Annotated in this window: 12 protein-coding genes; 6 read left to right on the top strand and 6 right to left on the bottom strand. The window is 51.3% G+C overall.

The features are described from left to right. From A918_RS0112900 to A918_RS0112880, 5 genes are all read left to right on the top strand, one after another. The coding region (locus A918_RS0112900; RefSeq protein WP_022711467.1) for a GNAT family N-acetyltransferase at positions 1-528 on the top strand (528 nt) is incomplete at its 5' end. Positions 529-775: 247 nt separating this feature from the next. Continuing rightward, positions 776-2275 carry an Asp-tRNA(Asn)/Glu-tRNA(Gln) amidotransferase subunit GatB gene (gene gatB, locus A918_RS0112895; protein ID WP_022711466.1) on the top strand — a complete coding sequence of 500 codons (1500 nt, stop codon included), beginning with the start codon at positions 776-778 and terminating at the stop codon, positions 2273-2275. Continuing rightward, the gene (locus tag A918_RS0112890; RefSeq protein WP_022711465.1) at positions 2275-2778 is read left to right on the top strand and encodes a GNAT family N-acetyltransferase; all 504 of its coding nucleotides are present in this window, start codon (positions 2275-2277) and stop codon (positions 2776-2778) included. Before gatB ends, A918_RS0112890 begins: the two co-directional genes overlap by 1 nt. A gap of 214 nt (positions 2779-2992) precedes the next feature. After that, the gene (locus tag A918_RS0112885) at positions 2993-3388 is read left to right on the top strand and encodes an NADH:ubiquinone oxidoreductase subunit NDUFA12 (RefSeq protein ID WP_022711464.1); all 396 of its coding nucleotides are present in this window, start codon (positions 2993-2995) and stop codon (positions 3386-3388) included. A 222-nt stretch (positions 3389-3610) separates the two neighbouring features. Then, positions 3611-4036, top strand: a complete 426-nt coding sequence (locus A918_RS0112880; protein ID WP_051139045.1) for a DUF2155 domain-containing protein — start codon at positions 3611-3613, stop codon at positions 4034-4036. A 12-nt stretch (positions 4037-4048) separates the two neighbouring features. On the opposite strand, the gene aat is transcribed toward A918_RS0112880, so the two are convergent. The 6 genes from aat to A918_RS0112850 form a co-directional block, all read right to left on the bottom strand. Next, on the bottom strand, positions 4049-4663 hold the full coding sequence (aat, locus tag A918_RS0112875) for a leucyl/phenylalanyl-tRNA--protein transferase (protein WP_022711462.1): 615 nt from the start codon (positions 4661-4663) through the stop codon (positions 4049-4051). 5 nt (positions 4664-4668) lie between these two features. Then, entirely contained in the window at positions 4669-6024 is a 1356-nt protein-coding gene (accC, locus tag A918_RS0112870; RefSeq protein WP_022711461.1) for an acetyl-CoA carboxylase biotin carboxylase subunit, read from the bottom strand. A gap of 104 nt (positions 6025-6128) precedes the next feature. Beyond that, positions 6129-6602, bottom strand: coding sequence for an acetyl-CoA carboxylase biotin carboxyl carrier protein (gene accB, locus A918_RS0112865; RefSeq protein WP_022711460.1), 474 nt, complete (start codon positions 6600-6602; stop codon positions 6129-6131). A gap of 218 nt (positions 6603-6820) precedes the next feature. After that, positions 6821-7270, bottom strand: coding sequence for a type II 3-dehydroquinate dehydratase (aroQ, locus tag A918_RS0112860; RefSeq protein ID WP_022711459.1), 450 nt, complete (start codon positions 7268-7270; stop codon positions 6821-6823). Between the two features lie 178 nt (positions 7271-7448). Next, positions 7449-8222: a DsbA family protein gene (locus tag A918_RS0112855; RefSeq protein WP_022711458.1), complete on the bottom strand. Its 774-nt coding sequence runs from the start codon at positions 8220-8222 to the stop codon at positions 7449-7451. A 108-nt stretch (positions 8223-8330) separates the two neighbouring features. Then, positions 8331-9668 carry a M48 family metalloprotease gene (locus A918_RS0112850; RefSeq protein WP_156831441.1) on the bottom strand — a complete coding sequence of 446 codons (1338 nt, stop codon included), beginning with the start codon at positions 9666-9668 and terminating at the stop codon, positions 8331-8333. 602 nt (positions 9669-10270) lie between these two features. Between A918_RS0112850 and A918_RS0112845 the strand changes: the two genes are divergently transcribed. Beyond that, the coding region (locus tag A918_RS0112845) for an aminotransferase class I/II-fold pyridoxal phosphate-dependent enzyme (protein ID WP_022711456.1) at positions 10271-11360 on the top strand (1090 nt) is incomplete at its 3' end.

Raw genomic sequence — 11360 nt, 5'->3', positions numbered from 1 at the left:
TCTTTTTTGTTTGCTGTCAGAGGTGCTTTACTGTCACTCGTGTTGCGTTATTGTGGTGTAATGCAACCAAGACCGTATTATCATTTATGTAAATCGCTGAGCGACGGACAGCCGCAACCTATCTGGCCAAAGAATGTGATTTTATCCGCCTTCCGGCCGGATATGATTGCAGAACTCCATGCTTTGTTGTCAGCTTCCTATCAAGCTGTTGGCGATACAGTGCCGCCATTGCGTGACTGGTGGCAGGCCCTGTCCAATGATGAGGAATATGATGCCGGTCTGATTTTTCCGGTGACAGATATCCAAGGGCAACTCATTGCTTTTGCGCATTGCTGGAGCAGTGCTTTTATCAAGGATATTGTCGTGCATACCGACTGGCGCAGACAGGGCATCGGCGAAGCCTTATTGCTGCATTGTTTTCAGGTTTTCCAATTACGCGGTGCGGAGAGTGTTTGTCTCAAAGTGGAGAGTAATAACCCCTTTGGAGCAGAGCGGCTCTACCGCCGGCTTGGTATGGTCGATATATGACCGTGCTGTGAGGTCATTTATCTTTACAAGCCCATGCTTTGTTACGGGAATTTGTACTTTTTCCGTCAATGCAGGGTGCACTGTTGCACCATAATGTTTATAGTCCGCGCCATGATCGTTTATTGATGCTGAAACAGTGCTGTTGTGATGCACAGAACACTTGCCAGTCAGGCCGGTTTGTTTTAGCCAGAAGCATGAGAAAACGGCGGAGTTTAACTCGCGCCGCAAAACAGAGATTTAAGAGCCCATGTCCCTTATCGATACACGCACGCCAGACCCGAAACGCCTGATCTCCGGTGCCACCGGTGACTGGGAAATCGTGATCGGGATGGAAGTTCATGCGCAGGTGACTTCCAATTCCAAATTGTTCTCCGGTGCTTCCACCGAATTCGGTGCCGAGCCAAATGCCAATGTTTCGCTGGTGGATGCCGCGATGCCGGGTATGCTGCCGGTTATCAATGCGGAATGTGTGGCGCAGGCCATTCGTACTGGTCTCGGGCTGAAAGCACAGATCAATCTGAAATCGGTTTTTGACCGCAAAAACTATTTCTATCCGGATCTGCCGCAGGGCTATCAGATTTCTCAGTTCAAGCAGCCGATCGTGGGTGAGGGCACTGTAACTGTGTCTGTCGGCCCTGATTCCAAAGGCCAGTTTGAAGATGTTGAAGTTGGTATTGAGCGTGTGCATCTGGAACAGGATGCCGGTAAATCCCTGCACGATCAGCATCCGAGCATGTCCTATGTCGATCTGAACCGTTCCGGTGTGGCGCTGATGGAAATCGTTTCCAAACCGGATATCCGCTCATCGGATGAAGCACGCGCTTATATGACCAAGCTGCGCAGCATTCTGCGCTATCTCGGCACCTGTGACGGTAATATGGATCAGGGTTCAATGCGCGCAGACGTGAACGTTTCTGTGCGTCGTCCGGGCGGTGAATTCGGCACCCGTTGCGAAATCAAGAACATGAACTCGATCCGCTTCATCGGTCAGGCGATTGAATATGAAGCGCGCCGCCAGATCGGTATTCTTGAAGATGGCGGGAAGATCGATCAGGAAACCCGCCTTTATGATCCGGTAAAGGGTGAAACCCGCTCGATGCGCTCGAAAGAAGAAGCGCATGATTATCGCTATTTCCCTGATCCTGATCTGCTGCCGCTGGAATTCACACAGGCTTATGTGGATGAATTGGCATCAGCTCTGCCGGAACTGCCGGATGACAAGAAAACCCGTCTGGTCGAAACCATGGGTCTGTCTGTCTATGACGCATCCATCCTGATCACTGAAAAAGCCATTGCTGACTATTTCGAATCGGTTGCAGAAGGCCGTGACGGTAAAGTTGCTGCAAACTGGGTCATCAATGATCTGCTCGGCGCTTTGAACAAGGCCGGTAAAGATATTGAAGATGCTCCGGTTTCTCCGGAACAGCTGGGCGCTATTCTTGATCTGATCAAGGAAGGCACAATCTCCGGTAAAATCGCAAAAGACCTGTTTGAAATCGTTTGGAACGAGGGCGGTGATCCGAAAGAGATCGTCGAAGCCCGCGGCATGAAGCAGGTGACTGATACCGGCGCGATTGAAAAAGCCGTTGATGAAATCATCGCTGCCAACCCTGAAAAAGTGGCTCAGGCAAAAGAAAAGCCGACACTGGCGGGCTGGTTTGTTGGTCAGGTGATGAAGTCAACCGGCGGTAAAGCTAATCCGCAGGCTGTGAATGATCTGGTTAAAGCGAAACTGGGCATCGAATAATGTGGCTGCGCTCTGCAAATAAGGATGATCTGAAGGCCGTGCACCAATTGCTGGTCAAAACCTGGCACGCTACATTTGATGATGTGCTGGGCGTTGAGACCGTCAATAAGGTGACAGGTGAATATCATTCTGTTGCTGCGCTGACACGCAATCTGGCCAAGCCTTATTCGGAATTTGTGGTGGCGGATGACGGCGAGGGCAACCTCGTCGGCATGGCTTATGCCAGCCAGAGCAAAGATGGTATTGCGGAGCTGCACCAGCTTTATGTCGATCCTGAGCAGCAGGTTCAGGGTATCGGCACCATGTTGCTGGCGGAGATTGAAATGGCTTTTCCTGATGTGGAGAAGCTTGCTCTCGAAGTGATTGCCAAGAATCAGAAAGCTCTGGACTTCTACACCCGCAAAGGTTTTGAAAAGACCGGCGAGACGAATGACTGGGGTACACTGAAGCTGGATATTCCGGTTATTAAAATGGAAAAGTCTCTGACAGGCTGGTCTATGTAACCGGAGCATCCCGCATTTAATTGTGCCTGTTGCGTCCGTACAAAGTTTTTTGCGTTAAGTGTTCTCTGGTGTTAATGGCATCACTTAACTGAGAAATGCTGAAAACAGCGGCAACTTGACCCTTGCGACGCGCCTCAGATAAGGGCATAAGCAGGGAATAATCTGCATGATCCTGCGCCTTTATGGTCAGGATAGTTCAGGATCCGGAAGTGCTATGAAAAAATTTATTATTCAGGTCTTTACCTGGTGGAACAGCCAGACTATCGGCACCCGTCTTCATACATGGCGCAAAGGTAAGCGCGTTGGTGAAGATGAGTTCGGTAATGTTTATTATACCGGTGGTAAGGATTCTGAAGGCCGCACCCGTCGTTGGGTTATCTTCAACGGCTATAGCGAAGCCAGCGCTATTCCTGCCGGCTGGCATGGCTGGATGCATCACCGCACCGATACGCCGCCGACTGAAGAAAACTATCAGCCACGCGAATGGCAGAAGCCGCACCAGCAGAACCTGACCGGCACGCCTTATGCTTATCGCCCGCAGGGTGCGATCTCCGCATCCGGTCAGCGCCCTAAAGTGGGCGGCGACTATGATGCATGGACACCGAATTAAGTTTCAGTCCTGATAGATTTGACAGGCGGTATGGTTTTTCAGCTGTGCCGCCTTTATCTTTCCCCTAAATTGACGTCCGGTGCAGCTGTCTGCCGCTCTGGATTGGGGAAAACCCTGTCCGGCGAGTCTTTTTCTCACAAATGCCGCAAAGAACAGGCTAATTTTCCGGCGGGTGTTTTCTCCGCATCCGTTTATGCAACCAGTACCAAAGGCAGAATGTGTATGAATGTTTCTTCCGGACGATCTTTTGGAACAACATTTCTGCTGGTTGCAGGGCTGGCACTTGCCGGTCTGGGCGTAGCATCTGAGGCACGTGCCGAGCGTATTTCCAATAAAGTTGCTGAATTTTCCGGTCTGGACAAGATCACCGGCCGGATCACAACTTTTGACGTTTATATTAATGAGACAGTGCAATTCGGTGCGTTACAGGTAACGCCGAAGGTTTGCTACAGCCGCTCGGATAATGAAGCACCGCGCACTGACAGCTTTGTGCAGGTGGATGAAATCACACTGGATCGTAAAATCCGCCGCATCTTCTCCGGCTGGATGTTTGCCGATAGTCCGGGTCTGAATGCTGTGGATCATCCGGTGTATGATATCTGGCTGAAAGACTGCAAGCAGACGTCAGACATTCCTGCGCCGCAATAAGGTTTGGCAGCTTCAGAATTGCGCCGGCGTTAAAATCGCTGGCAGCAACATATCTTCATAATCTTTTGCAGGAATTTCAACAGCGCCAAAACGCTGTAAATGCCCCGTAGTAAACTGCGTGTCCAGCAGTTTGAAGCCATGTGCACGCAACCGCTCCACCAGATGCACGAGGCAGACCTTGGAAGCATCGGTGACATGGCTGAACATGCTTTCACCAAAGAATGCGCCACCCAGCGACACACCATAAAGACCGCCGACAAGTTGCCCGTCCTGCCATGCTTCAACAGAATGGCAGTGTCCGGCTTTGTGCAGGGCAATATAGCCGTCACGGATCGTCTGATTGATCCATGTACCGGCATTGGGATCCCGCCTGATCGCACAGCCTTCCAGCACCTGTTCAAAGGCGGTGTCATAGCTGATCTCGAACGGGGAGCGCTTCAGTGTTTTTTGCAGGCTGCGGGAAATGTGGAACTTATCGAGCGGGATAATGCCGCGTTGTTCCGGTCGTACCCAGAATATTTCCGGATCATCAGCACTTTCTGACATAGGGAAAATGCCGGAGGCGTAAGCCCGGAGCAGAAGCTCCGGACTTAAATTTTGAGGCGGAGGGGATTTGCGTCCCGCCACCGGAGTTACTGACCCGATGCGTTTTTCTTTTCCAGATATTTTTCAAGCCAGTGGATATCATAATCGCCATTGGCGATATCCGGATTGGCAATCAAATCCTGGAAAAGCGGCAGGGTTGTATCAACGCCGTCAACGACGAATTCATCCAGCGCACGACGCAGACGCATCAGGCATTCCACGCGGTTACGGCCATGCACAATCAGTTTGCCGATCATGCTGTCGTAATATGGCGGGATTTTATAGCCGCTATAGACGCCGGAATCGACACGAATGCCCAGACCACCCGGTGTGTGATAATGCTTAATTGTGCCCGGTGACGGTGTGAATGTGCGTGCGTTTTCCGCATTGATACGACATTCAATCGCATGACCGGAGAAACGTACATCGTCCTGCTTGACCGACAGGCCAAGACCGGCGGCAATACGGATCTGTTCATGAACCAGATCAATACCTGTGATCGCTTCGGTAATCGTATGTTCCACCTGAAGACGGGTGTTCATTTCGATGAAATAGAACTCGCCGTTTTCATAAAGGAATTCGATTGTACCGGCACCGCGATAGCCCAGTTCTGCAACCGCATTGGCGCAGATCATACCGATCTTGTCACGAGCTTCGGAATTCAGGGCAGGGGAATTGGCTTCTTCCCAGACCTTCTGGTGACGGCGCTGCAGCGAGCAGTCACGTTCGCCCAGATGCACAGCTTTGCCTGCACCATCGCCAACGATCTGAACTTCAATGTGACGCGGCTTTTCGAGATATTTCTCGATGTAAACAGCATCATCACCGAATGCAGCAGCTGCTTCCGAGCGTGCAGTATTATAGGCAACAGAGATATCTTCTGCCGATTTGGCAACCTTCATCCCGCGGCCGCCGCCACCGGAAGAAGCCTTGATGATGACCGGATAGCCGATTTCGGAAGCAATACGAATTGCATCCTGTTCACTGGCAACCCCGCCGTCAGACCCCGGAACAACCGGAATGCCGAGGCGTTTTGCAGTTTTCTTGGCTTCGATCTTATCGCCCATGATGCGGATATGCGCAGCGGTCGGGCCGATAAAGGTAATATCGTGAGCTTCAAGAATTTCAGCGAATTTGGCATTCTCGGAGAGGAAGCCGTAACCCGGATGGATTGCATCAGCACCGGTGATTTCGCAGGCGGCAACGATCTGGTGAATATTCAGATAGCTGTCGCGCGATGATGGTGGTCCGATACATACGCTTTCATCTGCGAGACGCACATGCATGGCATCGGCATCGGCAGTGGAGTGAACGGCAACAGTCTTGATGCCAAGCTCCTTACAGGCGCGCAGCACCCGCAGGGCAATTTCGCCGCGATTGGCTATGAGGATTTTTTGAAACATCGGAGCTCCTGCCTCAGGCATAGTCTGAGGCAGACTATGCATTAATTCAAATTGGTCAGCGATGGCTGTATGTTTGAAAATACAGCCGTGATCTGTGAAAGATCTTATTCGATGACGATAAGAGGTTCGCCGAATTCAACTGGCTGGCTGTCGCTGACCAGAATAGCAGTCACTGTACCTGCACGCGGAGCAGCAATCTGGTTCATGGTTTTCATCGCTTCGATGATGAGAACTGTCTGGCCTTCTTTAACGCTCTGGCCGACTTCTACGAACTGCTTAGCACCTGGTGCCGGTGCGAGATAGGCGGTACCAACCATTGGCGAAGGCACGGCATTTTTGGATTTGTCAGCAGCTTTCGGTGCTTCTGCAGCCGGAGCAGGCGCAGCGGCAGCAACCGGTGCTGCGGCAGCAGGGGCAAAATATTGCTGAGGTGCTGCAGCCTGAACAGTGATATTGCGCGAAACGCGAATGCGCAGATCGTCCTGTTCAACTTCAATTTCTGTCAGATCGGTATCTTTGAGGATGTTCGCGAGATCGCGAATGATCGCCTGATCGATACCGGAGCTTTTGTTCGTCATGGGTCTGGCCCCTTTACCGCTGATATATATTGTTGTTTCTTCAGAGCCTATTCCGATCCGGTTAAGGCAGATCGGAATAGGCTCCCATTTTTATTTTCGCAGTTTTGAACGGAAAACCGGTTCCCGTTTTTGCCTTAACTGCTTTTAGCATATGCCTGACGGTCAGGGTACATTATGCTGGTTTGGTATGCGTGGCATAATCCACTCTGAAAATCCGGTCAACTTTCGCGATTATGCTGATAACCGGCGAGAGCCCGCAGACCCATCAAATAACCTTCCGCACCGAAGCCGCACAGTACAGCTTTGGCAACCGGAGAAACGAAGGATTTGTGGCGGAACTCTTCACGGGCGTGAATATTTGAGAGGTGAACCTCAACCACTGTCACCTGAGCTGCGCGAATGGCATCAAGCAGCGCAATAGATGTGTGTGTATAGGCTGCAGGGTTAATCAGAACCTGCGCGCCTTTCTCACCGGCTTCCTGAATCCATGTGACCAGATCGCCTTCGTGATTAGACTGACGGAAGTCAATTTCCACGCCCAGCTTTTCAGCTTCTTTGCGGCAGTTTACGTGAATATCATCAAGGGTCGTCGAGCCGTAAATTGCCGGTTCTCTTTTACCCAGCATATTCAGGTTCGGGCCGTTCAGAATGAAAATCACTTGTGCCATCGGGTGTGGTGTCGCTTTACGATTCCGTTATTCGTATGAATTCAGCTTGTCTGAAGTCTTTAACTCTTCCCATATAATGGCGAATGCTTTGCGGTTAAAGCCTGTAAATTGTATCCGTACAGGCTTTAACTGCATTTTCCGGCACTAAATTCAAATTTTATAGATAAAATTATGAATTTTATTTGTTGCCGGTGTTTGATTGACGCTGTTCAGCGATTTTTTCAGACAATGTTTCCAGACCGACAGCGCCCGGAACCAGCTCATTACCGATAATATAAGACGGTGTGCCGGAAATATTCAGCGCCTGAGCAACATTATAAGCGCTCTGGAAGGAGGTCACGACCTCTTTGCTTTTCATCAGTTCACGCAGCTTTGCTTCGTCCGCGCCCAAAGAGGTGGCAATCTTCATTGCGCTCTCTTCGGTAGAGCTTTTCGGCTCTTTCATCAGCGCTTCGTGCAATTCCATGTATTTTTCAGGCATCAGACGCTTGAATGCCTGTGCAACCAGATGGGTGCGCATGGAATCCGGTCCGAGAATCGGGAACTCTTTCAGGACAAAGCGGACATTCGGATCGGCTTTGAGCAGCGCCTGCATATCCGGCATTGCGCGTTTGCAATAGCCGCAATTGTAATCGTAGAATTCAACGATGGTCACATCGCCTTTCGGATTGCCGTAAACGGCATCATTGGCATCGTTGAAAATCGAATCATGATTTTCTGCAATAATCTTGGACTGGCTGTCACGGGCTGATGCAGCCTGTTTTTCTTCCAGAGCGTCCTGCACTTCAAGCATCACTTCCGGATTAGCGATCAGATATTCGCGGACGATTTTCTCAACGGCAGCTTTATCGAGCGGCTTTGCTTCTTGTGCATGGGAAGCTGCAACGGCAGAAACCAGAGCAGCTGCGCCGAAAACAGTGGTAGCTAAACGGCGCTTGAAATGAATGGTCATAGGATCACTCCGGATAAACCGGCCTTGTCGTTCGGGTTAATGGTGGTAGTCCGCCATACTGGCGAAATGTGAAGTTCTGTTACGGAAAACCGGTATTGGTACCGTGGTTTATTTCTTTTTGGTCTTGGTATTGATGATGTCCTGCGCCCGCAGCCAGTCCGGCGAACCGGATTTCAGGCGTGTCTGCGCACGGGTTGCGAAAATCTTGGCCTCATTGATGCGGCCTGCGTAATAATGCTGATCCGCTGTTGCGAGGTCTGAAAGCCCCATCTGGCCGGACTGGCCATAGGCCTGTGCCAGATAGCCGTAACCTTCCGAAAATTCCGGATCTCGAACCATACCCGCTTTAAGCTCACGGATAGCTGCTTCCATATTGGCTTTATTGCCGGTTAGCATCAAAGCGCGGCCATAGCTCATACGGATCAGGCTGGATTTGCGTGGATCAAGCGCGGCAGCCTGTTTGAACTCGGCAGCAGCACCGGCCGGATTATTGGCTTTCAGCAGCATTTCGCCCTTTATTTCGCGGAAATAAGGGTTTTTTGGCTGTTCTTTGATTAATGCATCAATTTTCGGAATGGCATTACGGGGATTGCCATTGAGGAATGTGTAAATCGCATCGCCGTAACGTGCGCCAACGCCACGCGGATTGTTACGGAACATGCGTTGCAGAGAGCCGAGGCCACCGGAATAGGCCGCGATTTTTGCCCGTGCCATATCATGACGAAGCTGCAGGGCTTCCGGGTCTTTTTTCTCAAAATACGGGCTTTGATGAGCCAGAGTTGTCAGATTGGCAATACGGTCACGCGGCAGCGGGTGGCTGATGCGATAGGCATCAACCTGTGTGCCGCTGATCGATAAGGCGCTGGCAAAGCGCTCGAATGTTGTCAGCATGCCTTTGGCGGACTGGCCGGTTTTATTCAGATAATTGATTGCCGAACGGTCAGCTGCTGCTTCTTCCGTGCGCTGATAGGACAGCAGGCTGCGCATGGCGATTTCACCGCCGCCTGCAGCAATACCGCCGCCGGCACCGGCAATGGCGCTGTTACGGGTGGCTGCACCGGCAATCCCCGCACCAAGGCCGAGCAATGTGCCGATAACTGCCATGGTTTTGGCCTGTTTGAGCTGTTCACGCAGACGATCCTGATGGCCGCCGGCAAGATGACCGGTTTCGTGAGCGATAACACCGATAATCTCATTCGGGGTTTCAGACTGGAGCAGGGCACCGGTATTGATAAAGATACGCCGTCCGTCGACAAAAGCGTTGAAGCTCGGGCTGTTGACCAGAATTGTACCGATACGCTTTTTGCCAAGACCTGCGGCATTGAGAATTGGGGTCGTGTAATCGGTAACGAGGGCTTCAATTTCTGCATCACGCACGACCGGTACTGAGCGCGATTGCGCTGAGGCAGTGACTGCGGAACTGGCCAGAATAACGGCGGAAATCATCAGAGAAAGCGGGCGGTGCAGCCTGTTGCGGACGGGAACCGGTGCCGGTGCTGCCGGTTGCGGCGCAGGGGCTGTATACAGAGGTGCGGTTTCGGCCATCAATAAAATCCTGTTTTAAAAACGATCAAGAGCGGTAGCACGGTATCGCATTCGCTCCGGACACTTTCATTTACCGCATGATGTATCCAAACAGGTCAGTTTGGACAGGGACATGCATCAGGTGTGAATCAGCTGCAATATTTATAATGCTGTTCTAGCTTACAGGATGCGAAAAACAGAATGATATATTCCGTCAGGAATCCGCAGTTGTGAACCACAGTTTATTTCATGATATTTCATGATATTTCAGGCCTTTTTTATGACCTGAACTGAAGTCAGGCTTAAGAAGTTTAAAGTTTCGGCTCGTTTTGCTGTTTTATAGCTAATATTTTGTGATTGTTATGCTGTTGTTGCACTGTGCAGTTCGGGCTATGGAACATCCGGTGTTTAAAGCTTAACCGGTTCTGCAGGCTGTTTTTCATAAAGCGGCAGGGCAGGTGTTTTTTGAGGGCAGAGAAGTGAGAGTTTTTTCCTACCGGAGTGAAGTTGATCCGTTTCATGCCATGGATGTGCTCGCTGAAGCGAACCGGCGCCGTGCAGAAGGCGCACCGATGATCTCCATGGCGGTTGGTCAGCCTGCTGATCCGGCACCGCTCCGCGTGCGTGAAGCTGCGCAAAAAGCCCTGATTGACGGTAAAATCGGTTATACGGATGCGCTTGGCCTGATTGGTTTGCGTGAAGCGATTGCGGCCCATTATGCTGAGCAATATGGCGTTGAAGTCAGCCCGCAGCGCATTGCCGTGACGACCGGCTCATCGGCCGCGTTCAATCTGGCCTTTCTGACTTATTTTGATGCCGGAGACCGCGTGGCGATTACCCGTCCGGGTTATCCGGCCTATCGCAATATTCTGAAAGCGCTTGGCGTTGAAGTTGTTGAAATCGGGACCGGTGACGGCGCAAGTGCCAATCTGACCGCCGAAAGCCTGATTGCTGCCCATGCGGAAAAGCCGCTGAAAGGTGTGCTTTTCGCCAGTCCTGCCAATCCGACCGGCGCAATCATTGAAGATGAAGAGTTGAAAGCCATTCTGGAGGCAGCGCGCGAACGCAATATCCGTGTGATCTCCGATGAGATTTATCATCGCCTGACCTATGACCGTCCTGACCAGACTGCGCTGGCCTTTGATGATAGTGTGACGGTGATTAATTCCTTCTCCAAATATTATTGCATGACCGGCTGGCGTATCGGCTGGATGGTGCTGCCGGAAGAGGCAGTACGCCCGAATGAACGTATTGCGCAAAGCCTGTATATTTCTGCACCGGAACTGTCACAGATTGCGGCGATTGAGGCCTTTAAGGCAACGGATGAGCTGGATATTATCAAGCAGCGTTATGCGCTGAACCGCTCTATCCTTGGCGAGCATCTGCCGAAAATGGGGCTGACACTGGCTGCACCGATGGATGGTGCTTTTTACGCCTATTGCGATGTGTCACGTTTTACCAATGACAGCATGGCATTCGCCCGCAAAATGATTGCCGAGATTAATGTGGCCGCTACACCGGGGCTGGATTTTGATCCGCTGGAAGGTCACCGCACAATGCGCTTCTCCTATGCGGGCACAGCTGATGAAATGCGTGAAGCAATGCGCCGGTTGG

Origin of the sequence: Pseudochrobactrum sp. AO18b (assembly GCF_000409565.1) — a bacterium.
GTDB lineage: Bacteria > Pseudomonadota > Alphaproteobacteria > Rhizobiales > Rhizobiaceae > Pseudochrobactrum > Pseudochrobactrum saccharolyticum.
This window is presented reverse-complemented; position numbering and strand designations above follow the sequence as displayed.

What these genes read in the sequence shown, in the direction of transcription:
- gatB (WP_022711466.1), top strand. Translation starts at nt 776, where the DNA reads ATGTCCCTTATCGATACACGCACGCCAGACCCGAAACGCCTGATCTCC.
- A918_RS0112890 (WP_022711465.1), top strand. Translation starts at nt 2,275, where the DNA reads ATGTGGCTGCGCTCTGCAAATAAGGATGATCTGAAGGCCGTGCACCAA.
- A918_RS0112885 (WP_022711464.1), top strand. Translation starts at nt 2,993, where the DNA reads ATGAAAAAATTTATTATTCAGGTCTTTACCTGGTGGAACAGCCAGACT.
- A918_RS0112880 (WP_051139045.1), top strand. Translation starts at nt 3,611, where the DNA reads ATGAATGTTTCTTCCGGACGATCTTTTGGAACAACATTTCTGCTGGTT.
- accC (WP_022711461.1), bottom strand. Translation starts at nt 6,024, where the DNA reads ATGTTTCAAAAAATCCTCATAGCCAATCGCGGCGAAATTGCCCTGCGG.
- accB (WP_022711460.1), bottom strand. Translation starts at nt 6,602, where the DNA reads ATGACGAACAAAAGCTCCGGTATCGATCAGGCGATCATTCGCGATCTC.
- aroQ (WP_022711459.1), bottom strand. Translation starts at nt 7,270, where the DNA reads ATGGCACAAGTGATTTTCATTCTGAACGGCCCGAACCTGAATATGCTG.
- A918_RS0112855 (WP_022711458.1), bottom strand. Translation starts at nt 8,222, where the DNA reads ATGACCATTCATTTCAAGCGCCGTTTAGCTACCACTGTTTTCGGCGCA.
- A918_RS0112850 (WP_156831441.1), bottom strand. Translation starts at nt 9,668, where the DNA reads ATGATTTCCGCCGTTATTCTGGCCAGTTCCGCAGTCACTGCCTCAGCG.